The 26,212-nt window shown below is 69.4% G+C and carries 24 protein-coding genes and 1 pseudogene; 13 read left to right on the plus strand and 12 right to left on the minus strand.

All coding sequences use genetic code 11. The features are described from left to right. The first annotated feature begins 11 nt into the window (after nt 1–11). From ACWIDZ_RS07515 to ACWIDZ_RS07530, 4 genes are all read left to right on the plus strand, one after another. The gene (locus tag ACWIDZ_RS07515) at nt 12–440 is read left to right on the plus strand and encodes a hypothetical protein (RefSeq protein WP_453988076.1); all 429 of its coding nucleotides are present in this window, start codon (nt 12–14) and stop codon (nt 438–440) included. A gap of 62 nt (nt 441–502) precedes the next feature. Further along, on the plus strand, nt 503–895 hold the full coding sequence (locus ACWIDZ_RS07520) for a pentapeptide repeat-containing protein (RefSeq protein WP_453988075.1): 393 nt from the start codon (nt 503–505) through the stop codon (nt 893–895). After that, nucleotides 892–3,285 carry a phenylalanine--tRNA ligase subunit beta gene (pheT, locus tag ACWIDZ_RS07525; RefSeq protein ID WP_453988074.1) on the plus strand — a complete coding sequence of 798 codons (2,394 nt, stop codon included), beginning with the start codon at nt 892–894 and terminating at the stop codon, nt 3,283–3,285. The genes ACWIDZ_RS07520 and pheT overlap by 4 nt, the downstream gene beginning before the upstream one ends. Nucleotides 3,286–3,442: 157 nt before the next feature. Then, nucleotides 3,443–4,063, plus strand: coding sequence for a DUF1134 domain-containing protein (locus ACWIDZ_RS07530; RefSeq protein ID WP_291780848.1), 621 nt, complete (start codon nt 3,443–3,445; stop codon nt 4,061–4,063). Between the two features lie 100 nt (nt 4,064–4,163). Here the strand turns inward: ACWIDZ_RS07530 and ACWIDZ_RS07535 are convergent, their stop codons facing one another. From ACWIDZ_RS07535 to glmS, 5 genes are all read right to left on the minus strand, one after another. After that, nucleotides 4,164–5,042 carry an SDR family NAD(P)-dependent oxidoreductase gene (locus ACWIDZ_RS07535; RefSeq protein ID WP_453988073.1) on the minus strand — a complete coding sequence of 293 codons (879 nt, stop codon included), beginning with the start codon at nt 5,040–5,042 and terminating at the stop codon, nt 4,164–4,166. Between the two features lie 14 nt (nt 5,043–5,056). Continuing rightward, nucleotides 5,057–6,286, minus strand: coding sequence for an NAD-dependent epimerase/dehydratase family protein (locus ACWIDZ_RS07540; RefSeq protein WP_453988072.1), 1,230 nt, complete (start codon nt 6,284–6,286; stop codon nt 5,057–5,059). Between the two features lie 268 nt (nt 6,287–6,554). Then, nucleotides 6,555–6,995: a GNAT family N-acetyltransferase gene (locus ACWIDZ_RS07545; RefSeq protein ID WP_453988071.1), complete on the minus strand. Its 441-nt coding sequence runs from the start codon at nt 6,993–6,995 to the stop codon at nt 6,555–6,557. Then, complete coding sequence (galU, locus tag ACWIDZ_RS07550) at nt 6,992–7,870, minus strand: UTP--glucose-1-phosphate uridylyltransferase GalU (RefSeq protein ID WP_453988070.1); 879 nt, start codon at nt 7,868–7,870, stop codon at nt 6,992–6,994. The genes ACWIDZ_RS07545 and galU overlap by 4 nt, the downstream gene beginning before the upstream one ends. Before the next feature lie 84 nt (nt 7,871–7,954). Next, the gene (glmS, locus tag ACWIDZ_RS07555) at nt 7,955–9,769 is read right to left on the minus strand and encodes a glutamine--fructose-6-phosphate transaminase (isomerizing) (protein WP_453988068.1); all 1,815 of its coding nucleotides are present in this window, start codon (nt 9,767–9,769) and stop codon (nt 7,955–7,957) included. 185 nt (nt 9,770–9,954) lie between these two features. Between glmS and glmM the strand changes: the two genes are divergently transcribed. Next, entirely contained in the window at nt 9,955–11,304 is a 1,350-nt protein-coding gene (gene glmM, locus ACWIDZ_RS07560) for a phosphoglucosamine mutase (protein WP_453988067.1), read from the plus strand. 19 nt (nt 11,305–11,323) lie between these two features. Here glmM and ACWIDZ_RS07565 read toward each other — a convergent pair whose 3' ends face one another. From ACWIDZ_RS07565 to ACWIDZ_RS07575, 3 genes are all read right to left on the minus strand, one after another. Continuing rightward, entirely contained in the window at nt 11,324–12,607 is a 1,284-nt protein-coding gene (locus tag ACWIDZ_RS07565; RefSeq protein ID WP_453988066.1) for a cystathionine gamma-synthase family protein, read from the minus strand. 118 nt (nt 12,608–12,725) lie between these two features. Beyond that, entirely contained in the window at nt 12,726–14,036 is a 1,311-nt protein-coding gene (locus ACWIDZ_RS07570) for an FAD/NAD(P)-binding protein (RefSeq protein ID WP_453988065.1), read from the minus strand. Nucleotides 14,037–14,079: 43 nt separating this feature from the next. After that, complete coding sequence (locus ACWIDZ_RS07575) at nt 14,080–15,579, minus strand: phosphomannomutase/phosphoglucomutase (protein WP_453988064.1); 1,500 nt, start codon at nt 15,577–15,579, stop codon at nt 14,080–14,082. 207 nt (nt 15,580–15,786) lie between these two features. Between ACWIDZ_RS07575 and gpmA the strand changes: the two genes are divergently transcribed. The 3 genes from gpmA (at nt 15,787) to ACWIDZ_RS07590 (ending at nt 18,484) form a co-directional block, all read left to right on the plus strand. Beyond that, entirely contained in the window at nt 15,787–16,500 is a 714-nt protein-coding gene (gene gpmA / locus ACWIDZ_RS07580) for a 2,3-diphosphoglycerate-dependent phosphoglycerate mutase (RefSeq protein WP_453988063.1), read from the plus strand. Further along, on the plus strand, nt 16,497–17,126 hold the full coding sequence (locus ACWIDZ_RS07585; RefSeq protein WP_346519453.1) for a bifunctional diaminohydroxyphosphoribosylaminopyrimidine deaminase/5-amino-6-(5-phosphoribosylamino)uracil reductase RibD: 630 nt from the start codon (nt 16,497–16,499) through the stop codon (nt 17,124–17,126). Before gpmA ends, ACWIDZ_RS07585 begins: the two co-directional genes overlap by 4 nt. An 86-nt stretch (nt 17,127–17,212) precedes the next feature. Beyond that, a complete protein-coding gene (locus ACWIDZ_RS07590; protein WP_453988062.1) occupies nt 17,213–18,484 on the plus strand; it encodes a pentapeptide repeat-containing protein in 1,272 nt (423 codons plus the stop codon). A gap of 271 nt (nt 18,485–18,755) precedes the next feature. Here the strand turns inward: ACWIDZ_RS07590 and ACWIDZ_RS07595 are convergent, their stop codons facing one another. Further along, complete coding sequence (locus ACWIDZ_RS07595) at nt 18,756–19,235, minus strand: Hsp20 family protein (protein ID WP_346519457.1); 480 nt, start codon at nt 19,233–19,235, stop codon at nt 18,756–18,758. Nucleotides 19,236–19,499: 264 nt separating this feature from the next. Here ACWIDZ_RS07595 and ACWIDZ_RS07600 point away from each other — a divergent pair, with 264 nt between their 5' ends. The 3 genes from ACWIDZ_RS07600 (at nt 19,500) to ACWIDZ_RS07610 (ending at nt 22,338) form a co-directional block, all read left to right on the plus strand. Beyond that, nucleotides 19,500–20,300, plus strand: a complete 801-nt coding sequence (locus ACWIDZ_RS07600; RefSeq protein WP_453988061.1) for a class I SAM-dependent methyltransferase — start codon at nt 19,500–19,502, stop codon at nt 20,298–20,300. Nucleotides 20,301–20,395: 95 nt separating this feature from the next. Next, nucleotides 20,396–21,307, plus strand: a complete 912-nt coding sequence (locus tag ACWIDZ_RS07605; RefSeq protein WP_346485199.1) for a class I SAM-dependent methyltransferase — start codon at nt 20,396–20,398, stop codon at nt 21,305–21,307. Next, nucleotides 21,304–22,338, plus strand: a complete 1,035-nt coding sequence (locus ACWIDZ_RS07610) for an alpha/beta hydrolase (protein ID WP_312221089.1) — start codon at nt 21,304–21,306, stop codon at nt 22,336–22,338. Before ACWIDZ_RS07605 ends, ACWIDZ_RS07610 begins: the two co-directional genes overlap by 4 nt. Nucleotides 22,339–22,342: 4 nt before the next feature. Here the strand turns inward: ACWIDZ_RS07610 and hisN are convergent, their stop codons facing one another. Both hisN and ACWIDZ_RS07620 read right to left on the minus strand, forming a co-directional pair. Then, nucleotides 22,343–23,125, minus strand: coding sequence for a histidinol-phosphatase (hisN, locus tag ACWIDZ_RS07615; RefSeq protein WP_346485195.1), 783 nt, complete (start codon nt 23,123–23,125; stop codon nt 22,343–22,345). 111 nt (nt 23,126–23,236) lie between these two features. Continuing rightward, nucleotides 23,237–23,458: pseudogene (locus ACWIDZ_RS07620) on the minus strand (helix-turn-helix domain-containing protein); the annotation flags it as partial. A 160-nt stretch (nt 23,459–23,618) separates the two neighbouring features. Between ACWIDZ_RS07620 and ACWIDZ_RS07625 the strand changes: the two are divergent. Then, nucleotides 23,619–23,876 carry a GlsB/YeaQ/YmgE family stress response membrane protein gene (locus ACWIDZ_RS07625; protein WP_003168780.1) on the plus strand — a complete coding sequence of 86 codons (258 nt, stop codon included), beginning with the start codon at nt 23,619–23,621 and terminating at the stop codon, nt 23,874–23,876. 73 nt (nt 23,877–23,949) lie between these two features. Here the strand turns inward: ACWIDZ_RS07625 and ACWIDZ_RS07630 are convergent, their stop codons facing one another. After that, the gene (locus ACWIDZ_RS07630) at nt 23,950–24,411 is read right to left on the minus strand and encodes a superoxide dismutase (protein ID WP_312221019.1); all 462 of its coding nucleotides are present in this window, start codon (nt 24,409–24,411) and stop codon (nt 23,950–23,952) included. A 130-nt stretch (nt 24,412–24,541) separates the two neighbouring features. On the opposite strand from ACWIDZ_RS07630, the gene ACWIDZ_RS07635 reads away from it, so the two are divergent. Further along, nucleotides 24,542–26,206, plus strand: a complete 1,665-nt coding sequence (locus ACWIDZ_RS07635) for a GNAT family N-acetyltransferase (protein WP_343830119.1) — start codon at nt 24,542–24,544, stop codon at nt 26,204–26,206. The last annotated feature ends 6 nt before the right edge of the window (nt 26,207–26,212 follow it).

Below are 26,212 nucleotides of genomic sequence, written 5' to 3' on the forward strand. Positions count from 1 at the left end.
GGAATACGCCTATGACCGACCAGACCACGATGTCGCCCGAAGAAAAGCTGGGTCGCGAGATCGTCGCCCGCACCACGTTCGAGAAGGAAGCCGTCTGGCTGCCGTCTCTGGCCGTGCATCACATGAACGCCGGACAGGTCTTCATCGACGGCAAGATCTTCACTGAATGCCTGATCGAAGGCCCGGCGGTCATGGCGATCATGAACGGCACGACCTTCGACGGCTGTAACATGGGCGTGGCCGAGGACCCGCGCACCCTGTTGCTGGACCCGCGCGGCTCCATGATTGCCGGGGCGATCGGCATGTCCAACTGCCGTTTCGTGCGCTGCCGCTTCGTGCAGGTGGCCTTCACCGGAGCCAAGGAGGCGCTGGACGACATGGAGCAGGGCCTGTTGAGCGCGCGCGCCGAGGCGAGAACTCAGGCGCAAACGAAGGGATGAGGTCTGCAGGCGCCGGGAGCGGCGCCGCCGGCCCCCCTTCTGGTTTTTGAAAGATCACCCCAATGACTGACACCACCATCACCCTCGAAGCGCTCGGCCTCGGCCCCACCTATGTCGGCAAGAACGTGTGGCTGCCGCAGCTGTTCATGGAGGCGGCGCGCGCCGGCCTGCCCGCCATTGAGAACCGTCGTTTCGAGAACTGCCTGATAGAGGGGCCCGCCGTCCTGCTGCCGTTGGAAGGCTGTAATTTCGACGGCTGCAACATGGGCGACGCCAAGGGGGATCCGCGCAACCTGATGCTCACCCCCCTGGGGCCGCAGCGCGTCACCGGGCCGATCCCGTTCCGGAATTGCCAGTTCATCAACTGCAACTTCCTGGGCGTCGGCTTCACCGGTCCGTCCGACTTCATCGACAACATGGTGGCGGTCCTGTCCCAGTCGGGAACGGCCCAATGAAGTTCACGCTTTCCTGGCTGAAGTCCCACCTCGACACCGAGGCTGAGGTCGATCAGGTCGCCGAGGCCATGACCATGGCCGGGCTTGAGGTCGAGGAGGTCCACGACCCGATCGCCGCACTGGCCCCCTTCACCGTGGCGAAGATCGTCTCGGCCGAGCGTCACCCGAACGCCGACCGGCTGCAGGTCTGTCAGGTCGAGACGGTGGACGGAATGAAGGAGATCGTCTGCGGCGCCCCGAACGCGCGCGCGGGCCTGACCACCATCTACGCTCCCATCGGCGCCTATGTGCCCGGCCTGGGCGTGACCCTGGTCGAGAAGCCGGTGCGTGGGGTGGTGTCCAACGGCATGCTGTGCTCGGCCTCCGAGCTCGAGTTGTCGGATGAGAGCGACGGCATCCTGGAACTGGCCGACGACCTGCAGGTGGGCGAGCCCGCCGCCGGCGTCTTCGGCGCCGAGCCGGTCATCGATTTCGAGGTGACGCCGAACCGTCCCGACTGGCTGGGCGTGGCGGGCATCGCACGCGACCTGGCGGCTGCGGGCCTCGGCAAGCTGACGACGCTGGAGATCGTTCCCGTCGCGGGGTCTTTCGACTCTCCGGTGTCGGTGACGCTGGAGGCGCCCGAACTGTGCCCGGTCTTCGCCGGTCGCGTGATCCGGGGCGTCAGAAACGGCCCGTCGCCGGAGTGGCTGCAGCAGCGTCTGACGGCCATCGGCCTGCGTCCGATCAACCGCCTCGTCGATATCACCAACCTGATTTCCTACGACCGCGCGCGGCCGCTGCATGTCTATGATCTGGCGACCCTGTCGGGCGAAGGGATCGTGGTTCGGGCCGGTCGCGGCGAAGCCGACAGCCTGGTCGCCCTGGACGGCAAGACCTATGCGCCGGGCGCCGCCGACTGCGTCATCGCCGACGCCGAGGGCCAGCGCGCCATCGGCCTGGGCGGCGTTATGGGCGGCGTCTCGACCGGCTGTTCGGACGAGACGGTCGACGTCTTCGTCGAGAGCGCCTGGTTCGACCCTATCGCCACGGCCCAGACGGGCCGCTCGCTGGGGATCAATTCGGACGCCCAGTATCGTTTCGCGCGCGGCGTCGACACGGCCTCGGTCGTGCCGGGGCTGGAGCTGGCGACGCAGTTGATCCTGGACCTGTGCGGCGGCGAGCCGTCGATGGTCACGGTGGCGGGCCAGGCCCCGGCCGCGCCCGCGGCCTTCGCCTTCGACCCGGCCTATGTGAAGCGGCTGTCGGGCATGGACCTGAGCGACGACCGAATCTTCGAGATCCTGTTCGCCCTGGGCTTCACCGTCATGCGCGGCTCGCCCTGGTCGGTGACGCCGCCGTCCTGGCGCCGCGACATCGAGGGGCGGGCGGATCTGGTCGAGGAAGTCGCCCGCATCGAGGGCTACGCCGCCTTGCCCGACGCGCCCCTGCCGCCGGTCGCCCCGGCGCCGGGCGGGGTTCTGAGCCCGCGTCAGGCGCGCGTGCGCACGGCCCGACGCGCCCTGGCGGCCCTGGGTTATGCCGAGGCCGTCACCTGGTCCTTCACCAAGCAGTCGATCGCGACCCTGTTCGGCGGCGGCGACGAGCGTCTGGTGCTGGAGAACCCCATTGCAGCCGATCTGGACTGCATGCGGCCCTCGGTCCTGCCGAACCTGATCCAGGCGGCGGCGCGCAACGCCGCGCGCGGCCACGCCGACGTCGCCCTGTTCGAGATCGGTCCCATCTATCTGGACGACCAGCCGACCGGCCAGCGCACCGTCATCGCCGGCCTGATCGCGCCGCACGCCGACCGCCACTGGGGCGGGGCGGGGGAAGACCCCCTGTTCGCGCTGAAGGGCGACCTTCTGGCCGTGCTGGAAGAGATCGGCGCCCCGGTCGCCTCCCTGCAGCTGGCGCAGGGCTCGAACCGTGACTGGTGGCACCCCGGCCGTTCGGCCCGGCTGCAGCTGGGACCCAAGAACGTCATCGTCGAGTTCGGCGCCCTGCACCCGCGCGTGCTGAAGGCGCTGGACGCGGACGGCCCCATGCTGGCGTTCGAGATCGTGCTGGATTCCGTGCCCGAGCCCCGCGGTAAGGGCGGTAAGGCGCGTGGCGCGGCGGATCTGCCGAACCTCATGCCCCTGACCCGCGACTTCGCCTTCCTGATGGACGAGGCCAAGGCCGTGGGCGATTTGACCCGCGCCGTGGCGGACGCCGACAAGGCGCTGATCGCCGACGTTCGCGTCTTCGACGTCTATCGCGGCCAGGGCGTGCCCGAAGGCCAGAAGTCGGTGGCGATCGAGGTCGAGATCCAGCCCCGCGCCGCCACCCTGGCCGAGGCGGAGATCGAGGCCTTGATGGCCAAGGTCAAGGCCGCCGCCGCCAAGGCGGGCGGAACCTTGCGAGCCTGACAGCAGAAATCCGGCGGCCTGAAGCCCAGGCCGCCGGAACTTCTGCGGCCAAGCAATCTTCGGTTAACCTTAAAGCCCCAAGGCTGCCGTAAAAGGCAGGGACGGTAGGCCAAGCCCGCGACGACGGGCGGACCGTCCTTAGCCGGGAGCCTCGACCATGCACCGCCGTCAACTGATCCGCACCAGCCTCGGCCTCGCCGCCGCCGGCGCCCTGCCCGCCGGTCTCGGCGCCTGCGCCAGCCGCCCGCCGGCCGACCCCAACTATCCGATCGCCTCGGACAACACGGCCCAGGCCTATACCTTCGATGAACTGGTCGCCGCTGGGTCGCGCGAACTGGGCATTGCGGCCGAGGCCGTGGGCGGCGCCATCGAGCGCATCTTCGCCGAACAGGGCGACCGCCCGACCGCCTATATCGCCGGCGAGGAAGGCGCGGGCGCCGTCGTCGCCGGCCTGCGCTATGGTCGCGGCGCCCTGCACATGAAGGACCTGTCGGCCTCGCAGGAGGTGTTCTGGCAGGGAGCCTCCATCGGCTGGGACTGGGGCGGCAACGCCAGCCGGGTCTTCACCCTGGTCTACGGCCTCTACCACCCTGACATGCTCTATCGCCGCTACCCGGGCGTCGAGGGCTCGGCCTATCTGGTCGCCGGTCTGGGCGTGAATTATCAGCGCGCGGACGGCATCGTCCTGGCTCCGATCCGCACCGGGGTCGGCGTGCGTCTGGGCGCCAATGTCGGCACCATGAGCTACAGCCGCCAGCGCAACATCCTGCCTTTCTGAGTTAAGGGCGCTAACGCTCGCCGCGCGGCGGCTCGTTGCTTGAGCGCGGGTGAGCGTGGACAGGAGGCGCGTCGATTTCAGTCGACGCGCCTTTCGCATGTCAGGGGGCCTTCTCGGCGAGGACGGCCTCCAGCCCTTGGCGGTAGGACGGGTAGCGTGGACGCCAGCCCAGTTCGGCCTTGGCGCGGGCGTTGGAGACGCGCTTGGAGTCCAGATAGAAGCGGCGCATGGCCTCGCTGACCTCGGGGTCGGTCCAGTCGACCTCGGGCGGGCGCGGCAGACCCAGGCGCTCGGCGGCCCAGGCGGTGACGACGTCGGCAGGCGTAGGCTCGTCGTCGGTCAGGTTGTAGACGCCGCCGGGACGCGGCTGGGCCATGGAGGCGAACAGGCCAGAGACGATGTCGTCCACATGGATGCGGTTGAACACCTGGCCGGGCTTTTTCACCAGGCGGGCGGTTCCGGCGCGCAGGCGATCGAGGACGCTGCGGCCGGGGCCGTAGAAGCCGGGCAGGCGGAAGACCTGAAGCGTCAGCCCCATGCCCTGGGCGCGGTCCAGCCAGTCGCGCTCGACCCTGGCGCGGCGGGCGCCCTCAAGCGTGGCGGCGTTCAGCGGATCGCCCTCGAAGGCCCAGCCGCCTGCGCGATCGCCGTAGACGGCGGTGGAGGAGACATAGCCGATCCAATCGGGCCAGGCGTCAGCGGCCAGGGGCGTCAGGGCGCGCAGGGCGGGACAGCCGTGGACGTCCGGCGGCGTGGTGATCAGCACGGCCTGTGCGGCGGCCAGAGCCTCGCTCAGGGCCTTGGCGTCGGCCGGATCGACCGGCGTGATCCCCTGCGCCGCCAGCGACTGACGGGTCTGCGGATCGCGCGAGGTGGCGAAGGCTCGGCCGCCGCGCCGCAGGGCTTCGCGGGCCGCCGCCTGTCCCAGATAGCCGCCGCCGAACACCAGCAGGGACGGGGCGGCGGCGGGTTCGGTCATCGGGCTTCAGTCTCTCAGGCGGACAGGACGCGGGCGGGCGAGGCGGCGGAGCCCTCGGTCTCGGCGCGCAGGGCGTCGGCCCGGCCGGCGTTCCAGGCGGTGACGCAGGGAATCTTGGTCCGGTCGGCGCGATCGGCGTAGCGGCGGGCGATGTCGGTCACATCGGCCATGAGGCCCTCGGCCAGGGTGATCGGCTTCAGCCCCAGTTCGCGGAACTGATCGTTGGCGACGACCAGTTCGTTCTCGTCGGCCTCCTGACGCGGGTTGGCGACGTTGTGCACCTGCGCGCCCGTCATCTCGGCCACCATCTGCGCCAGGTCGCGAACGCGGCGGCTCTCGGTCATCTGGTTGAGGATCTTGACCCGGTCGCCGCGCTTGGGCGGGTTGTTCAGCGCCAGCTCGACGCAGCGCACCGTGTCCTGAATGTGGATGAAGGCCCGCGTCTGGCCGCCCGAGCCGTGCACGGTCAGCGGATAGCCGACCGCCGCCTGCATCAGGAAGCGGTTCAGCACCGTGCCGTAGTCGCCGTCATAGTCGAAGCGGTTGATCAGACGCTCGTCCTGCTTGGTCTCCTCGGTCTGGGCGCCCCAGACGATGCCCTGGTGCAGGTCGGTGATCCGCAAGGCGTCGTTCTTGGCGTAGAACTGGAACAGCAGGGCGTCCTGCGTCTTGGTCATGTGGTAGATGCTGCCGGGGTTCGGCGGGAACAGGATCTCCTGCTCGGTCGGGCCGTGGTCGGTCTCCACCGTGACCTTCAGATAGCCCTCGGGGATGCGCAGGCCCGCCGTCGTGTAACCGTAGACCCCCATGGTTCCCAGGTGGGCCAGGTGCACGTCCCGCCCGCTCTCGACGATGGCGGCCAGCAGATGGTTGGTGGCGTTCAGATTGTTGTCGACGGTGTAGAGCTTGTGCCGCGCCGACTTCATCGAATAGGGGGCGGCGCGCTGTTCGGCGAAGTGGACGACGCTGTCGGGCGCCCAGTCGCGGATCAGGGCGACCAGGCGGTCGAACTCCTTGCCGACCGTCAGATTGACGAAGTCGATGGCGCGGCCCGAGACCTCCTTCCACGCGGCGATGCGCTCGCCCATGGTGCGGATCGGGGTCAGGGAGCGAATCTCCAGCTCATTGTCGATGTTGCGGCGGCTGAGGTTGTCGACGATCAACACATCCCAGCCGCGCGCCGAGAGGTGCAGGGCCGTGGGCCAGCCGCAGAAGCCGTCGCCGCCCAGAATCATCACGCGCATCAGTCGAACCTCGTTTTCAGCACTCTATCCTGCCTAGCCGAACGCGCGAGGGGGCGAAAGCGTGGCGCTTGGCTGCGACGAAAGCGACGCAGGATGGAAAAACAGAGTCCAATTCGTCTGAAATCGGAGGGCGTCCTTTCCGGAACCCGGCAGGATGGGCCGGAGACGAGATCAGGCGGGCCTGGCGCGTCGTCGCGGCGCATCAAGCTTGAAACCATGACCTTTTCCGCGGCGGGCGATCACAACAGGCGAGGCCGGCCAGCCGGGATCAGACCGGATCGGCGCTGAGCGCCATGAGGATCAGCGGATAGGGGCGCCCGGCGTCGTCGGTCTCGGCGCGGCCCACGGCCTGAAAGCCAAGGCGCTCGTAGAAGGCGCGGGCGCCGGGGTTGTCCTCATTGACGCTGAGACGCCGGGCGCCCAGCGACAGGGCGTGATCGACCAGCCGACGCCCTATGCCGGAGCGGTGCAGGCGAGGGTCCACGAACAGGGCCGCCAGTTCATCGTCGGACAGGCCGAGAAAGGCGACGGGCGCCCCGTCGTGTTCCCAGGCCCAAAGGTTCGGATCGCCGCTGCCCAGCCAGGCGGAGACGTCGGCCTCGATGGCGTCGATCGCTTCGGGCGTCAGAAAGTGGTGCGTCGCCTCGACCGCGCGGCGCCAGACGGCGGTCAGGGCAGGCGCGTCGGCGGGGACGGCAGGGCGGATCAAAGCAGGCTTTCGATCGCGGCGCGGGCGGCGTCGCCCAGGTCGGGGCGTTTCAGGGCCAGGGCGACGTTGGCGCGCAGCAGGCCGATCTTGTCCCCGCAGTCGTGGGTCACGCCTTCATATTCATAGGCGGTGAAGGTCTGCGACTGCATCAGGCGGGCCATGGCGTCGGTCAGCTGGATTTCGCCGCCGGCGCCGCGCTCCTGCGTCTCCAGCAGATCGAAAATCTCCGGCTGCAGGATGTAACGGCCCGAGATCGACATGGTCGAAGGGGCCGTGCCCTGGGCGGGCTTTTCAACCATGCCCTTCATGCCGTAGCGGCGGCCGTCATGGGAGGCGGGGTCGATGATGCCGTATTTGTGCGTGTCGGCTTCGGGCACGGCCTCGACCCCGATGACGTTGCCGCCGACCTCGGCGTAGACCTCGGCCAGCTGTTTCAGGGCGCCGGGTTGCGAATCCACGATGACGTCCGGCAGGATGACGGCGAAGGGTTCATGGCCGATGATGTCGCGGGCGCACCAGACGGCGTGACCCAGGCCCTTGGGCTGCATCTGGCGCGTGAAGCTCATCTCGCCGGCCTGGGCCAGCTCGGCGTTCATGATCTCCAGAATCTCGGTCTTGCCCTTGGCCAGGAGCTGGGCCTCGAGCTCGATCTGGTGGTCGAAATAGTCCTCGATCGCCTGTTTGGCGCGGCCGGTGACGAAGACGATGTGCTCGATTCCCGCCTCGCGCGCCTCTTCCACGATGTAGGAGAGAATCGGCCGGTCGACGACGTTCAGCAGCTCCTTGGGCGTGGTCTTGGTGCCGGGCAGAACCCGCGTGCCGAGACCGGCCACGGGCAGGACCGCCTTGCGCAGGCGGGCGGGAGAGGTCGTCATGGATCGTCCTGATCAGCCTTGGGGCGCCTGTCATAGGCGTAATTCGTGAAGCTTCCAAACGCCCCCGGACGGTTCGGGTTCGCCCTATTCCACCGTCACCGACTTGGCCAGGTTGCGCGGTTGGTCGACGTCGGTCCCTTTCTGGACGGCGGTGTAATAGGCCAGAAGCTGCATCGGCACGGCGTAGACCAGGGGCGAGATCAGGGCCGGGCAGTCCGGGGCATGGACGCGGCGGATGCCAGCGCCGTGCGGGTCGGGCGCCTTTTCCGGGGCGATCATGATGACCGGGCCGCCGCGCGCGGCCACTTCCTGCAGGTTGGAGGCGGTCTTCTCGAAGAGGTCGTCCAGCGGGGCCAGCGCCACCGTCGGGGTCGCTTCGTCGATCAGGGCGATGGGGCCGTGCTTCAGTTCGCCCGCGGCGTAGCCCTCGGCGTGGATATAGCTGATCTCCTTCAGCTTCAGCGCGCCTTCCATGGCCAGCGGGAACATCGGTCCGCGGCCCAGGAAGAGGACGTCCCGCGCCTTGGCCAGGTCGACGGTCAGGGCGTGGATGCCCGCGTCCATCTGCAGGGCCTCGGCGATCAGGCGCGGGGCCTCGAACAGGGCCTTGACCAATTCGGCTTCCTGAACGGCGTCGATCCTGCCGCGCGCCACGCCCGCCGCGACGGCCAGCGACAGCAGGGCGGCGACCTGGGCGGTGAAGGCCTTGGTCGAGGCGACGCCGATTTCCGGCCCGGCGTGGGTCGGCCACAGGACTTCGGCCTCGCGCGCCATCGACGAGGTGTGGACGTTGACCACGGCGGCGGTCTTCAGCCCCTGCGCCTTGCACCAGGTCAGGCTGGCCAGGGTGTCGGCGGTCTCGCCGGACTGGCTGACGGCGACGGCCAGCGTCCCCTTGCTCACCGCCGGATGGCGATAGCGGAACTCCGAGGCGATCTCGACGTCGCAGGGCAGGCCCGCATAGCGTTCGAAGGCGTACTTGCCGATCTGACCGGCGTAGAAGGCGGTGCCGCAGGCGACGATCTGGATGCGTTCGATCGCGGCGAAGTCGACGGCCTGGACCTTGGCCTTGCCGGAGACCAGGTCGAGGTATTCCGACAGGGTATGCTGGACGCTGTCGGGCTGTTCGTGGATCTCTTTTTCCATGAAATGGCGGTACTCGCCCTTCTCGACCAGGGCCGAGGAGGCGGAGACCTGGACCACGGCGCGATCGGCCGGACGGCCCGAGGCGTCGAACATGCGCGCGCCGGTGCGGGTCACGGCGACGTAGTCGCCTTCCTCCAGATAGGAGATCTTCTGGGTGAAGGGCCCGACGGCCAGGGCGTCAGAGCCCAGGTACATCTCGCCCTCGCCCCAGCCGACGACCAGGGGGCTGCCGCGCCGGGCGCCCAGGATCAGCTCATCGTCGCCCTCGATCAGCACGGCCAGGGCGTAGGCGCCGGTCAGGCGATCCAGCGTGGCCTTGAAGGCGTCCAGCGGCGTCATCCCGGCCGCCAGCTTGTGGTCCAGCAGGTGGGCGACGACCTCGGTGTCGGTCTGGCTTTCAAAGATGCGGCCCTCGGCCTCCATCTCGGCCTTCAGCTCGGCGAAATTCTCGATGATGCCGTTGTGGACCAGGCAGACGCGCCCCGCTTTGTGCGGGTGGGCGTTGGTCGTCGTCGGCGCGCCGTGGGTGGCCCAGCGAGTGTGGCCGATGCCGACGGTTCCGGCGACCGGGTCGGCGGCCAGAACGGCCTCCAGCTCGCGGATCTTGCCCTTGGCGCGGCGGCGCTGAACGCCTTCGCCGTTCTGGACGGCGATGCCCGCCGAGTCGTAGCCGCGGTACTCCAGCCGCTTCAGGCTGTCGATCAGGCGAGGGACGACGGGGCCGGTTCCGGTGACGCCGATGATGCCGCACATGAGGTCTGCTCCGATCGGGACGCGACAGCCGCTTTTTGCGCACGGTCGCGGAATTGAGGTAAGCGAGAGGGTTCAGCCTCCGCCCTTGATCTCCGCTCTAGGAAATCGCGGGGACGGCGACATCAAAAAATGGGTTTCGGAAGGTTTCTTTGCAATTCCGGGGCCGCCAGCGAAGGACCGCGCCCTTGGGCGAGAGAAAATACTTCGGCACCGACGGCATCCGCGGCCGGGCCAACACCCATCCGATGACGGCCGAGGTGGCGCTGCGCGTCGGCCTGGCCGCCGGACGTCTGTTCCGCACCGACGACGACCGGCGCCACCTGGTGGTGATCGGCAAGGACACCCGCCTGTCCGGCTATATGATCGAGCCGGCCCTGGTGGCCGGCCTGGCCTCGGTCGGCATGGACGTGCGGACGTTCGGGCCGCTGCCGACGCCCGGCGTGGCCATGATGACGCGCTCGATGCGCGCCGATCTGGGCATCATGATCTCGGCGTCGCACAACGACTATGCGGACAACGGCATCAAGCTGTTCGGGCCGGACGGCTACAAGCTGTCGGACGAGATCGAGCTGAAGATCGAGGCCATGATGGACGAGGCCCTGGATCAGGACCTGGCGCCGTCGAACAAGCTGGGCCGGGTCAAGCGCATCGACGACGCCCCGCCGCGCTACATCGAGATCGCCAAGCAGGCCTTCCCCAAGCGGCTGAGCCTCAAGGGACTGCGCATCGCCATCGACTGCGCCAACGGCGCGGGCTACCGCGTGGCGCCGACCACCCTTTATGAGCTGGGGGCCGAGGTCTTTCCCGTCGGGGTGGAGCCGAACGGCCTGAACATCAACGCCGAGTGCGGTTCGACCCATCCGGCCACGGTGTCGGAGGCCGTGAAACGCTATCGCTGCGACATCGGCATCGCGCTGGACGGCGACGCCGACCGGGTCATCATCTGCGACGAGAAGGGCCATGTGGTCGACGGCGACCAGATCATGGCCCTGATCGGCCTGGACTGGGCCAAGCGCGGGCGGCTGAACGGCAAGGGCGTGGTCGCCACCGTCATGTCCAACCTGGGGCTGGAGCGCCGCCTGAAGGCCGAGGGCCTGACGCTGGAGCGCACCAAGGTCGGCGACCGCTACGTCATGGAGCGGATGCGTGAGGGCGGCTTCAACCTCGGCGGCGAACAGTCGGGCCACATCATCCTGAAGGACCACGCCACGACCGGCGACGGCCTGATGGCGGCGCTGCAGGTGCTGGCCGTCCTGGTCGAGGCCGGGGCGCCGATGAGCGAGCTGGCGCGCCAGTTCGAGCCGGTGCCGCAACTGCTTCAGAACGTCCGCTACACGGCCGGCAAGCCGCTGGAGGACGAGAAGGTCAAGGCCGCCATGGCCGAGGCCGAGGCGGCCCTGAACGGCGCGGGCCGCCTTCTGGTCCGACCCTCGGGCACGGAGAAGCTGATCCGCGTCATGGCGGAGGGCGACGACGAGGCTCTGGTCAAGCGCGTCGTCAACGACGTCGCCGAGGCGGTGAAGGCGGCGGGCTGATCGCCCGCCGCTCGCGCCGTCAGACGGCGGACAGGGCCTGATCCAGGTCGGCCCACAGGTCCTCGACGTTCTCGATGCCGACCGACAGGCGCACCAGATTGTCGCCGATGCCGCTGCGCGCCTTGGCCTCGGGAGTGTAGTCCGAATGGGTCATGCTGGACGGGTGGGACGCCAAGCTCTCGGCGCCGCCCAGGCTGACGGCCAGTTTGAACAGGCGAAGCGCGTTCAGCATGCGGAAGGCTTCCGCCTCGCCGCCCGGCAGCTCCAGCGAGAAGGTCGAGCCTGATCCCTTGCACTGGGCCTTGAAGATCGCCTGCTGGGCGGGCGAGGCGTCGGGACCGCCGGCGGTCAGGACGGCGCTCACGCGCGGATCGGCGCGCAGCCGCTCGGCCAGGATCAGGGCGTTGTCCTGCGCCCGCTCCATGCGGATGTGCAGGGTCTCCAGGCTGCGCAGCAGCAGCCATGCCGTGTGCGGATCGGCGGTCGTGCCGCAGATGGTCCGCATCTCGCCGACGCGGGCCATGATGTCCGCCCCGCCCATGCAGCCGCCCGCGATCAAGTCCGAATGGCCGCCGACGTATTTGGTCAGGGAATAGAGGACGAGGTCCGCGCCCAGCTCCAGCGGGCTCTGCCACAGGGGCCCGAGGAAGGTGTTGTCGACGGCGATGGCGGGCGGTTCTGCCTGATCGAGGGCCTTCGCGCTGGACACGGCGCGAGCGATGTCGACCAACTGGTTGGTGGGGTTGGCCGGGGTCTCCAGATAGACGGCGGCCAGGCGTCCGCCGGTTGCCCTGGCCTCGGCGGCGGCGGTCATGGCGGCGTCCAGGGCGTCGGCGCCCTCGGCGGCGGGGACGCTGATCGCCTTGACGCCGTAGCGGGGCAGGATGCGGTCGAACAGGTATTCGGTGCCGCCATAGGCCGGGGCCGTATAGAGGATGACGTCGCCGGGCCGCACCAGCGCCAGCATGGCGGTCGAGATGGCGGCCATGCCGCTGGAGAAGACCAGCGCCTTGTCCGCCTTGTCCCAGACGGCGAGGCGGTCTTCGAGGATCTCCAGGTTTGGGTTGTTGATGCGCGAATAGATCAGGCCGAGGGCCTCGTCCGGGTCGCGCTGGCGCAGGCCATAGGCGACTTCGAAGAAGCGCTTGCCGTCTTCGGCCGACTTGAAGACGAAGGTCGAGGCCTGGAACAGCGGCGCCTTGATCGCGCCCTCCGACAGGGCCGGATCATAGCCGTAGCCCATCATCAGGGTTTCAGGCGCGAGGGTGCGGTCGCCCAGGACACGTGTGCGGTGGCGGTTCATTTTTTTGTTTCCTCTCCTGGCGCGGTGATAGCCGACCACGGAAAGACCCGCCAGCAGCTAGACTGTGGAGGTCGGGGCCTGAAGGATGGAAGTTTCGACTAAAGACGGCCGGCCACGATCAGGCGGTCAGGATGCGGGCCAGCGCCTCGATCCTCTGGCGGATGTCCGGCACGGCGATGGTCTCCCAGAAGGCGGCGCGGGCGGGCGGGCCGAGGGCGAACAGGGCGAGATCGGCGGCGCCGTCGGCGTGGAGGACGCGGCCTTCGGCGTCGAGGTCGAGGCCCAGGTCGGCCGCGTCGATCCGAGCGCGGCCTTCGGCGATCAGGGCGGCGGTCAGGGGCGCGCGGGCGGCGTCGTGGCCGGGGCCGGTGCAGTCGATCAGCCAGGCGGCTGACAGGGTTTGGGCCTCTCCATTCCGTATACGGATGGTCAGACGTGCGCCCTGGTCGTCCGTCGTGATCGTCTGGGCGCGACCTGGGATAACGGTCAGTCGGCTTTCCGCTTTCAGCGCCTCCAGAGCTTCGGCGATTTCGGGCGCGATGCGATGGCGCCGCACGTCCCACCAGGGCCGCAGATGGCGCAGGAAGCGGGCGCGTTCGGCGCTCGAAACGGCGCGCCACAGCGTGGCGGTGATGGGGCGATAGCCTTCCATGACGCGGCGCCAGCCGTGGTCGCGCGCCAGTCGACGCGCCGAAGCCAGGCGACGCGACAGGGCGCCTGTCAGAGCCTCCGGCGGCAGGTCGACGGGCGCGTCGTGATGGGCGCCGTGGGCCAGGGGCAGCAGGCCGCGCCGCGACACGACCGTCGCCCGGCCGCGCCAGCCTTTGGCCTGAAGCGCCAGGACGACGTCCACCATGGTCAGGCCCGAGCCGAGGATCAGGACGTCCTCGTCAGGCCCGATCGCGGCCAGGGCGTCGGGCCGCCACGGATCTGCGATGCGGCGGGGACCGTCGTTCTCGACGGCGGGGCGCGGCGGGGGATTGCCGGTGGCCAGCACCAGGGCGCGGCCGGAGATGCGGGCGCCGTCGGCCAGGACGACGGTCTCGCCCTCGATGCGGACGGCTTCGCCCCTGATGCGACGGATCAGGCCGGGATAGGCGGCCTCGGTCCGGGTCAGGCGGTCCTGCACATAGAGGCCGTAGAGGCGACGTGGGGCGAAGCCGTTCGGATCGGCGTAGGTCGGGGCTTGGACCGCCAGCCAGTCGGTGAAGTCGGCGGGCCGGTCAGGACGGGCGCTCATCCGTTCGGCGCGAACGTTGAGGCGGTGGTCGTCCAGGGGCGTGGAATAGGCGACGCCGAGACCGACCTGTTCGTCGCGCTCGATCAGGATTGAGGCCTGCCCCATCTCGGCCAGGCGCGCGGCCAGCATGGCGCCGGAGAATCCACCGCCGACGATGATCACGGGTAGGGAGGCGGCGGCGTCGTTCATTGAACGAGCATCGTCCACGACGCCGCCGCCGGTCAAACCGGAATCAGATTTCCTGGTTGAAGGCGCCGATTTCCGGGTGGGCGGCCAGGCGGGGCTTCACTTCCTTGCGGAACAGGTCGCGCATGTCGTCGGCGGAGCGCATGCTCTCGACCACCACCACCAGCTCGGGCTTGTTGCTCGAGGCGCGGACCAGCACCCAGGAGCCGTCCTCCAGATGGACGCGCACGCCGTTGACGGTGATGGCCTCGACGATCTTGCGGCCGAGGATTTCTCCGCCGGACGCCGCCAGGTCCTCGTATTCCTTCACGATCTTCGCCAGCACGTCATATTTCAGTTCGTCGTCGCAGTGCGGCGACATGGTCAGGCTGGTCCAGGCGTCGGGCAGGGCGGATTTCAGCTCCGACAGCGACTTGCCGGGGTTGCGGTCCAGCATGGCCAGGACGGCGCCCGCCGCCACCAGGCCGTCGTCATAGCCGTGGCCCAGATCGCCCGACAGGAAGAAGTGGCCCGACTTCTCGAACCCGGCCAGGGCGCCCAGTTCGGCGGTCTTGCGCTTGATGTAGGAGTGGCCGGTCTTCCAGTAGACGGTGGTCGCGCCGTTGGCCTTGAGCACTTCGTCGGTCTTGTAGAGGCCGGTCGACTTCACATCGACGACGAAGGTGGCGTTCGGATGGAGGGTCGACAGATCGCGGGCCAACATCAGGCCGATCTTGTCGGCGAAGATCTCCTCGCCCGTGTCGTCGACCACGCCGCAGCGGTCGCCGTCGCCGTCGAAGCCCAGGGCCAGGTCGGCGCCCGTCTCCTTCACCCTGGCGGCCATCTGCACCAGCATGGCGTGATCTTCCGGGTTCGGATTGTATTTGGGGAAGGTGTAGTCGAGGTCCGTGTCCATCTCGATCACCTCGGCGCCCATCAGACGCAGAATCTCGGGGGCGAAGGCGCCGGCCGTGCCGTTGCCGCAGGCGGCCACCACCTTCAGCGGGCGGGACAGCTTCACCTTGGACGCCACGTCCTTGATGTAGGTCTCGCGGAAGCCCTCGATGCGCTCCAGCTTGCCGCCGGGGCGGGCGACGCCCTGACCGTTCAGGACGATCTCCTTCAGGCGGCCCATCTCGTCGGGGCCGAAGGTCAGGGGGGCCTGGGCGCCCATCTTCACGCCGGTCCAGCCGTTCTCATTGTGGCTGGCCGTGACCATGGCCACGCAGGGGCAGTCCAGCGCGAACTGGCCGTAGTAGGCCATGGGCGACAGGGCCAGGCCGATGTCCAGCACCTCCATGCCGCCTTCCAGCAGGCCCAGGATCAGCGCCTGTTTCACCGACAGGGAATAACCGCGGAAGTCATGGCCGACGGCGATCTTGGGCGTCTGACCGATCTCGTGGACATAGGTGGCCAGACCCAGGCCCAGGGCCTGGATGCCCAGCAGGTTGATCTCTTTTTCGAGAATCCAGCGGGCGTCGTATTCGCGAAAGCCGGTCGGCTTGACCAGGGGCAGGGTTTCATATTCCGCAGTGTTGGGGCGGATGTCCTGACGGGGCTTTTGCATAGGTCTTCCTAGATGGGCCGCTGGAGAGAGCGGGGCCGCAGTATGGCTTCGGCGTATAGCCTTCCCCCGCTCGCGAGGCCACAACGCCTGACCGGCGTTATCGCTGCGCCGCGCGGGGCGTACGTCTCAACAAGCGGCGAAACCTTGACCGCCCCCGCGTCGGGGGCCTAGCGAGAAACCCAGATACGGATGCTCCCGGAGACTTTGATGACCCGCCTGATCCTGCTGCGCCACGGCCAGAGCCAATGGAACCTGGAGAACCGCTTCACCGGCTGGGTCGACGTCGACCTGACGGCGGAGGGCGAGGCCCAGGCGCGGCGCGGCGGCGAGCTGATCGCCGAGGCGGGCTTCAAGCCTGCGGTCATGTTCACCTCGGTTCTGAAGCGCGCCAAGCGCACCGGCGCCCTGGCGCTGGATTCCGCCGGGCTGAAGAATGTGCCGGTCATCGAGGACTGGCGCCTGAACGAGCGCCACTACGGGGGCCTGACCGGACTGGACAAGGCCGAGACCGCCGCCAAGCACGGCGAGGACCAGGTCAAGGTCTGGCGCCGCAGCTATGACGTGCCGCCGCCGCCGTTGGCGCCGGGCGGCGAGTTCGATTTCGCTTCAGACCCCCGCTACGCCGGCAAGGAGATCCCGGACACCGAAAGCCTGAAGACCACGCTGGATCGGGTGCAGCCCTATTGGGACGCGGAGATCGCTCCCCGCCTGAAGGCGGGCCAGGACGTGCTGATCGCCGCCCACGGCAACTCCCTGCGCGCCATCGTCAAACTGCTGTTCGCCGTGCCGGACGACAGGATCGTCGATGTCGAGATTCCGACCGGCAATCCGCTGGAGATCGATCTGGACGCAGACCTGAAGCCGGTCGCCGCCCGCTATCTGGACGAGGGGCGGGCGCAGGCCCTGCCGCAAATCGCGTGAGCGGGGAAGCGCAGGACGCCGTCTTCATGCGGCGGGCCATCGACCTGGCCCTAAACCGCATGGGCGAGACCTGGCCCAATCCGGCGGTCGGCTGCGTCCTGGTCAAGGACGGAGCCGTGCTGGCCGAGGCCGCGACGGCGCCGGGCGGACGCCCCCACGCCGAGGAACAGGCCGTGCCCGAGGCGGGCGAGGCCGTGAAGGGCGCGACCGCCTATGTGACGCTGGAGCCGTGCGGCGCCCGCTCGTCGGGACGCAAGTCCTGCGCCCACTTCCTGGCTGAGGCCGGGGTCGAGCGGGTGGTGATCGCGGCCCTGGACCCGTCGCCCTTCGCCTCGGGCCGGGGCACGGAGCGGCTGCGCCAGTCGGGCCTGACGGTCGAGACGGGCCTGCTGGGCGATGAAGCCGCCGTGTTGTGCGAGGGCTTCCTGCACCGGCTGGAGACGGGCCGACCGATGGTGCGCGTCAGCGTCGACGGGGCGGGCTTCGACGGGCGCTTCGCCGCCTCGCCGCGCGCCGATCTGACGACCGAACTGAACCGGCTGGGCGAGGCGGGCTACACCCGTCTGTGGACCCAGGAGGGCGAGCTGGCCGAGGCCCTGCGCGAACAGGGCCTGCTGACGGAATAGGGCGGCCTGCGGCGGGGCGGAGGCGACGGGAGAAACCGCTGTTTCCGCAAAGCTTCCTTAATCCGCCGTAAGCCATGATCGGCCCCATGAGCGAGGCCGCAGAACCCGTCCGCAGAACGCTGACCCAGGAGGAGGTCGACGCCGTCTGCCTGAAGCACGACCGTCTGTGGCAGGCGCGGCCGGGCGGGGCGCGGGCGGTCTTCGCCTGGATGGACCTGTCAGGCGTGAACTTGCGCGGCCGCAACCTGGCCGATGCCGACTTCACCGCCGCCTGCCTGATCGGCTGCGACCTGACGGGCGCCAAGCTGGACAATGCCAACTTCTTCGGCGCGGACATGCAGGACGTGACCCTGATCGACGCCAGCCTGCGCCGGGCCGATCTGCGCGGGGCCTGCCTGCGCGGCGCGGACCTGTCGGGCGCCGACCTGTTCGAGGCCGACCTGCGCGAAGGGACCATCGCCGCCAAGGACGCCAAGCTGGGCTTCCGCGTCGTCGAAGCCCGCAAGCGCGCCGACACCCAGGCGCAGGGCGCCGTGCTGGCGGGCGCCAATCTGCAGCGCTCGCGCATGACGGGCGTCATCGCGGTGGCCGCCGACTTCACCGACGCCGTCATGAAGGACTGCAAGCTGGTCCGGGCCAATCTGAAACAGGCCAGCTTCCGCGGCGCCGACTTGGCCGGGGCCGACCTATCGGGCGCCGATCTGTCGGGGGCGGACCTCAGCGACGCCATCCTGGTCGGGGTCAAGGCGTCCATGTGGCGGACCGACGGGGCCAATATGGACGGAGCCCTGGTCGACGACCGTCCGGCGGGCGAGCCGGTCAGCCAGATGCCCGCCGCCGAGATGCTGCGCGAGCACGCCCAGTGGTGCGAGACGGGCGGGGGTGAGGGCCAACCCTCGGTGTTCGACGGGGTCGATCTGCGGCCGCTGGAGTCCATTCGCGGACTGAACTTGACGGCTTTGTCGGCCAAGGGGGCGGTCTTCTACGGCCTGGACATGGAGGGGGTGCAGCTTCAGGGCGCGCAGCTTGAAGGCGCGGACCTGCGGTCGGCCAATCTGCGCCGGGCCGACCTGCGCGGGGCGCGGCTGACGCGGGCGCGGCTGAACGGGGCGGATCTGCGCGAGGCCCAGCTGGGGCCGCTGATGCTGGCGGCGGACCGTTTGCTGCCCGCCGACCTGACCGGGGCGATCCTGCGCGGCGCGGACTTGACCGGCGCCGATCTGCGCCGGGCCGTGCTGGTCGAGGCGGACCTCAGCCGGTCCATCCTGCACGGCGCCCAGACCAAACAGGCGGACTTCACCGGCGCCCAGACCGGCGGCGCGCGCGGGCTGGACCCGGCGGACCTGCACGCGGCCTAGAGCGCGACGCACGACAACGCCGTCTCCGCATCAAGCATAGGCAAGAAGTTTTCTGAATCCGCTCGTCCCGGCGGACGCCGGGATCCAGTGCTTTGGCTTTAGATCGCGTGGGTCAAAAGATAGGGCTTTGCGCTGCGCTCTCACTGGATCCCGGCATCCGCCGGGATGAGCGGCAGCAAAGGTCATCGCCGAAATTTGGTGGGTGTTTCCGAACAAAAAAAGGGGCGACGCGAACGCCGCCCCTTCGACTGTTCAGTCAGGCGAGACGCCTTTAGGCCGCCTTCTTGGCCTTGGGTTCGATCTTGCCCTCGATCAGGGGCGAGCCGGTGGCGATCTCAATGCTGCGGGGCTTGAGAGCCTCGGGCAGTTCACGCTTCAGCTCGACGGTCAGCAGGCCGTTGGCCAGGGCCGCGCCCTTGACCACCACATAGTCGGCCAGCTGGAAGCGGCGCTCGAAGTCGCGCTCGGCCAGGCCGCGATGCAGATAGGTCTTCTGGGGCGCGCCGTCGTCGTTGGCCGCCTTCTTGCCGGTGACGGTCAGCAGGTTTTCCTTCGCCTCGATGTTCAGCTCATCGGCCGAGAAGCCGGCGACGGCGATCTCGATGCGATAGGCGTCCTCGCCGGTCGTCTCGATGTTGTAGGGGGGCCAGCCGTTCTCCTGGCTTGAGCGCGCGGCGCTTTCCAGCTGACGGGCCAGGCGGTCGAAACCGACGGCGGAACGGTACAGCGGCGAGAAATCATAGGTACGCATGGGTCATCCTTCTGACATTCAGCAAGGTTGAGCCGTCCGGCGATTTGGCCCCGGACAGCGGAGGGTTTCAGCCCCGGCGGTCCGAAATCGGCCCCGTCAGGTCTGGAGAGCCCGGGATCGGCGCTCTCGGATGAAGAGGTAGGAGGCCGTTTTTCCGGCGCAAGGGGCGCGCGAATTCGTCGCTCGCCGCATCGGCGCCTTGTGGTCGCCGCGAAGCGCCGTATGGGTTTTACATTCGTCGTCCAGGATCGACCGGAGCCCTTCATGCGACCTCTCGCCCTCAGCGCCGTCGCGGCGTGTCTGCTCGCCTCGCCCGTCTTCGCCCAATCGGGGGCCCCGGACGCCCCTCGCCTGCCCCATCGGCAAGGACTGTCGATGGAGATGCCGAGTTTCTCCGAGGATGCGGCGCTTGAGGCGGCCGTGGCCGCGGCGACCCGGCCCGAGGCGGACCGCGCCCGCGACGGCGACCGTCATCCGTTCGAGACCCTGACCTTCTGGGGGCTTCAGCCCGGCCTGACCGTGGTCGAGATCGAGCCGGGCCGCGCCGGCTGGTGGCGCAACATCCTGGAGCCCTATGCCGCGGCGACCGGCGGCCGGTACGTCCCGGTCAACCGCCCGACCGAGGGCATGGGCGTCGCGGACGGAACGGCGGACATGGTCGTGGTGGCCCGCGCCTTCCACAACTGGTCGCGCGACGGCCGGGCCGAACCCTATCTGGCGGCCTTCTTCACGGCGCTGAAGCCCGGCGGCGTGCTGGCGGTCGAACAGCACCGCGCGGCCGAGGGGCTGAATGTGACGGAGACGGCGCCCAACGGCTATGTGCCCGAAAGCTGGGTCATCCACGCCGCCCGCCGCGCGGGCTTCGAGCTGGAGGCCCGCAGCGAACTGAACGCCAACCCCAGGGATGACCGCGCTCACCCCTTCGGCGTGTGGACGCTCAAGCCCACGCGCACCTCCGAACGCGACGGCCGCGCCCTGACGCCGGACGAGCGTGCGGCCCTGGACGCCATCGGCGAAAGCGATCGCATGACCCTGCGTTTCCGCAAGCCCTACGCCGCCGACTGAAGCGCCTAGATGACAATGCAGTGCGTGGTTTTGACCCTGGCGCAGAAGCGCCTTAAGCCCGAAACGCAAACACCCGGCGGCGAGAGGAAGCGCGCATGACAGAACGATCGACGCGGCGATCCGTCCTGGCCGGCGCCAGCGCCCTGGCCCTGGTCGCGCCCCTGTTCGGCCTGGCCGCCTGCGGTCGCAAGGATGAGGCGCCGACGCCCAGCGCCCCCGAAGCGCCCAAGGGGCCGCCGGAAGGTTCGCTGGAATGGGCGGTCGCGGGTTCATGGCGCTCGGCGGACGACAAGACGCGGGACGCCTGGCGCCATCCGGTCGAGACCCTGCGTTTCTTCGGCCTGCAGCCGAAGATGACGGTGATCGACTTCTGGCCCGGCAGCGGCTGGTATGCGGAAATCCTGGCGCCCTATCTGAATCGGGGCGGCGGCGCGCTCTATCTGGCGGGCTTCTTCGAGGGGCCGAACGCCGACCCGGCCCAGGTCGCCATCAACAACGCCCTGAAGGCCCGCATCCTGGCGGACAAGAAGCTGTACGGCCCGGTCCAGTTCACCGCCTTCGGCGCCGGTTCGCCGCCGGTGGCGCCGGCGGGAACGGCCGACATGGTGCTGTTCATGCGCTACATCCACGCCTGGATGGCGGCGGGGATCGCGGAAAAGGCCTTCGCCGACGCCTTCGCCGCCCTGCGTCCCGGCGGGGTGCTGGGGATCGAACAGCACCGCCTGCAGCCGGACGAGGATCAGGACCCGGCGGCGGCCAACGGTTATGTGCAGGAAGCCTTCGTCCGCCAGTTGGCCGAAGAGGCCGGCTTCGTCTTCGTCGAGGCGTCCGAGATCAACGCCAATCCGGCCGACACCAAGGACCACCCCTTCGGCGTCGAGACCCTGCCGCCGCGTCGCCTGACGGCGCCGATGGGCCAGCCCGCCGATCCCGAATTCGACCGGACCAAGTATGACGCCATCGGCGAAAGCGACCGCATGACGCTGAAGTTCAGGAAGCCCGAGTGAGCCGTCCCGCCGCCTTCGCCGCCCATGCGCCCCTGATGGGGGTGCCCGGCGCCGCCTGCCCGCCGGGCGGAGAGGGCGACTGGTTCCGGGGCGCCGGAGGCCTGCGCCTGCGCGCCGCCTTCTGGACGCCCTCGACCCTGCAGGCGAAGACGCCGCGCGGGACGGTGGTGCTGAGCCCCGGCCGCACCGAGCCGATCGAGAAGTATTTCGAGTTGATCGGCAACTTCCTGGCGCGGGGTTTCTGCGTTCTGGCTCACGACTGGCGCGGCCAGGGGCTGTCGGCGCGGCTGCTGCCGGACCGGCTGCGCGGCCACGCCCGGGCGGTCGAGGAATTCCTGGACGACTACGCCCGCCTGCTGGACGCCTATGAGGCGCGAGCGCCCAAGCCCTGGATCATGGTCGGCCACTCCATGGGCGGCTGTCTGAACCTGTTGACGCTGGAGGGCGGGGAGACGCGGTTCGCCGGCGCGGTCCTGTCCAGCCCCATGCTGCGCATCAAGACCGGCAAGCGGTCGATGTGGACCGTCAAGCTGGCGGTGCGCTGGGCGCTGCGTCACGGCAAGGCCGGCGACTATGTGCTGGACGACGCGGACGACCCCTTCGACCACACCTTCGAGGAAGACGGCCTGACGTCGGATCAGGCGCGCTACGACCTGTGGCGTCAGCAGCTCTACGCCTGTCCGCACCTGGCCATCGGCGGCCCGACCTGGGGGTGGCTGGCCTTCGCCCTGGACGCGGGCGAGCGGGCGCTGAAACCGCGAGCCCTGAAGAGCGTGAAGATTCCGGTCTGCGTGGTCCAGGCGGCCGAGGACGACAAGGTCTGGAAACAGACCAACCGCTGGGCGGCGCGCCGCATGGGCCGGGGCCGCTATGTCGAGGTTCCGACCGCCAAACATGAGGTCGTCATGGAGGTCGACGACCTGCGCGGGATCTTCCTGCATGAGTTCGACGCCCTGGCCGACTATGTGGCGCCCGGCGCCGAGGCGAAGTCCGGCGCTTCGCCCGCAGCGCGGACGGTCGAACCCGCCTGAGCCGTCAGGCGCCGCCGAGCAGGGGCCGGGCCTGGGCCGTCAGCCGCGCGTCGCCGACCGCCAGGACGCGGCCGTCGGCTTCGTTCGGCGCGTCGCCGCGCCAGTCGGTGAACCGTCCGCCCGCCGCCTCGACCAGGGGTTTGAGCGCCGACCAGTCCCAGACCTTCAGCTCGCTTTCGGCCACCAGATCGATGCGCCCGGCCGCGACCATGGCGTAGGCGTAGGCGTCGCAGCCCAGCCGGGCCAGCCGCGCTGCGGCGCGCAGACGGTCCCAGGCCGCGCGGTCGGCGCCGAGGAAGATCTCCGGGTCGGTGGTGGCGATCAGGGCCTGGCTCAGATCGGGGCAGGCGCGGGTCTTCAGCGGGGTTTCGCCGCCGCCCTTCAGCAGGCGCGCGCCGGATGGGCCGCCCAGGAAGACTTCGCCCAGATAGGGTTGGCCGACGGCCCCGATCATGGGCGCGGCCTCGTGGCGCAGGGCGATCAGGGTGGTCCACAGAGGCAGGCCGGCGATAAAGGCGCGGGTGCCGTCGATGGGGTCCAGAACCCAGACGTGATCGGCGTCGGGTCGGTCCTCGCCATACTCCTCGCCGATGACGCCGTGCTCGGGATAGCGGGCGGCGATCATCCGGCGGATGGCGGCCTCGGCGGCGCGGTCCGCCTCCGTGACGGGGTCGAAGGCGCCGGGGGAGCCCTTGTCCTCCTGGGCGAACTCGCCCCGGAAGAAGGGCAGGGCGACGCGGGCCGCCTCATGCGACAGTTCGACGGCGAAGGTTTCCAGTTCGGTCATGCCCCGGCCATACACCGCCGGGGGCGCGGCGGCCCAGAGGTCATTGAACCGAACAGGCGATCAGGCGGCGGCGGCCAGGGGTTCTCCGGGGCGGGGCTGGCCGTTGTCGGGGCTTTCCCCGGCGCCGTCGTAGAAATAGCTGACCGGCGTCTGCAGCGCCTCGGCCAGCTCCCACAGGCGGGCGGCCGAGATGCGGTTGGCGCCGCACTCGTACTTCTGAATCTGCTGGAACCTGATGCCGACGCGATCGCCCAACTGCTGCTGGGTCAGGCCCAGCAGGCGGCGACGGCGGCGCAGGCGACGACCCAGGTGCAGGTCGATCTCGGCGGGCATGACGACACTCCTGTCTTCCTCGGCCTGTGCCGGATCGGCACGGACAGAGGGGGCCGCCGCAAGCCGCGTGCCGTTTTCGCCCCAAGGCGAGGGACGCAACCCGACGCCCGCCCGCGCATTAACGGCCAAGGCAGTCAGCCTTCAGGAAGGGAAGAGAAGCATGGGTGGATTTGGATTTATCGCCTGGATCATCATCGGCATCGTCGCCGGATGGCTGGCGGAGAAGATCATGAAGCGGGATCACGGCCTGCTCACCAATCTGATTGTCGGCGTGGTCGGCGCCCTGATCGGCGGGTTCCTGGCCAACAATCTGCTGGGCGTGGACGCCGCGGGCAATTGGATCGTCGGCATCATTGTCGCCACCATCGGCGCCGTGGTCCTGCTGTTCCTGCTCGGTCTGGTGAAGCGGCGGACCTGATCGACCGTTTCATCGCACAAGAAAAAAAGGGGCGGCCCGTCGGGCCGCCCCTTTTGCCGTCGAACCAGACGATTTAGTGAGGTTCGTCGCCGTTCGGTTCGTCGCTGGTCGGCTCATCGGCCGGCGGGGCGTCGGCCGGCGGCGTGTCCATCGCGTCCGGGGTCGGCTCAGCCGTGTCCGAAGCGATCGGGGGAGCCGACTGGATGTCCGAGGCGCTGGCGTCGACGACGATGTCGGCGCCGTCCTGACGGATGCCGGCCAGCGGCACCGGACGGACCTGGCCGTCGGCGGTGCGGACGGTCAGCTCCTGACCGGCGGCGCCGTTCTGGACGCCGACCAGCTTGCCGATCTCGGTCCCGTCGCTGCTCTTGACGGTCGCGCCCGGCGTCAGGGTCAGGCTCTGGGGTTGAGCCGCGGCCGCCTCAGCGGGAGCCGGTTCGGGCGTCTGCGGCGTCGTGGCGTCCTGGGCGAAGGCAGGGGCGGCGATGAGGAAGGCGCCGGCGATGCCGGTCAGCAGGGCGGTCTTGCGGATCATGAGAAACTCCTGGAAGGGCGAGCCCGGCGCTCGCGAAAAAATGAACCCTTGTGAAGGCCGATGGTTTCCCCTGCCCTGAAATGACCTTTTACTCGCCCCAAACGACCGATTCCTGCTCATCGGAGAGCGATTGACCAAACCGGGTGCAAAACACGACCCCTGGCGGATCACGCGTCGTCTGGCCGGACTGGTCTATGAGCTGACGCCGCAGATGTTCGCGGTCGCCACCTTCCTGCTGGGCGGGGCGATGCTGCTGTCGGCGGTGACCCCGGCCTTCAATGACCGGCTCAACGCCTTGGGGCGGTTCTATCCGCCGTTGCTGATCGATCTGTCCCACTTCGCCGCCAGCGTGACGGGCTTCATCCTGCTGCTGATCTCGGCGGGGCTGTGGCGGCGGCGGCGCGGGGCCTACTATGCGGCCTTGGCGGTCCTGCTGGTCGGCGCGGTCTTCTCGCTGCTGAAGGGGCTGGATTGGATGCAGGCCATCGAGATGAGCCTGGCGGCGGCCCTGCTGGCGCCGTGCCGCTCGGCCTTCAATCGCCGCTCGCGCTTGGGGGAGCCGCTGCGGCCGGGCTGGCTGCTGATGCTGGCGGCGGCGGTGGCGGCCATGCTGTGGCTGGGCTTCTTCGCCTATCGCGACACGGCCTACACCGACGAGCTCTGGTGGACCTTTCTGGTCGACAAGCAGGCCTCGGGCTTCCTGCGCGCCGGGGCGGTGCTGGCCTTGCTGACCCTGGCGGTGGCGGTGCGTTCCCTGCTGACCGCGCCCGGCGCGCGCAGCCATGGGCCGGCGGCTGCGGCGGACGTCGAGCGGGCGCGCCAGGCGCTGGAGATCGCCGAGGTCGCCGCGCCCGAGGCGGGCCTGGCCCTGCTGGGCGACAAGGCCCTGCTGTTCAGTCCGTCGGGCCGCAGCTTCATCGCCTATCGCGTGCGGGGGCGTCGCTGGATCGCCATGAGCGAACCCGCCGGGCTGAGGGAGGAGCGGCTGGAGCTTCTGTGGTCCTTCGCCCAGCTGGCCGACAGCTACGGCGGAGCGGCGGTTTTCTATTCCGTGGGCGAGGGACTGTTGGCCGACCTGGCGACACTTGGCATGGCCGTGCGCAAGGTCGGCGAAGCGGCCGTGATCGACGCCGCTCATTTCACGACCGAGGGCAAGGGCAAGCAGAGCCTGCGCACCGCCGTGAACCGGGCCGAGCGCGAGGGCGCCGGCTTCGAGGTGGCGCCGCCGGGCTCGGCGCGGTCGCTGGAGGCTGAATTGCGCGCCGTGTCCGACGCCTGGCTGAGGCATCACAACGGGTCCGAGAAGGCCTTTTCGCTCGGCCGGTTCGACATCGACTATCTGGACCGACAGGCGCTGGCGCTGGTGCGCGAGAACGGCCGCGTCGTCGCCTTCGCCAACCTGTTGATCGGCGCGGGCGGGCGCGAGGCGATGATCGACCTGATGCGCCATGATCCGGAGGGGCCGCACGGCGTGATGGACTATCTGTTCACCCGCACGGCGCAGTGGGCGCGGGACCAGGGCATGGAGCGGCTGGACCTGGGCATGGCGCCCCTGTCGGGCCTTGAGGACCGCCGCATGGCCCCGGTCTTCGCCCGCGTCGGCGCCCTGGTGTTCGAGGAAGGCGGCGCCGTCTACGGCTTCCAGGGCCTGCGCGCCTACAAGGCCAAGTTCGGCCCCGACTGGCGGCCGAAATTCATCGCCGCGCCGCCGACCACGCCCCTGCCCCTGGCCTTGCTGGACGTCGCCCTGTTGACCAGCGGCGGCTGGCCGGGGCTGCTGGGCCTGAAGAGGTAGCCTCGG

This window comes from Brevundimonas sp. NPDC055311, from assembly GCF_053645695.1.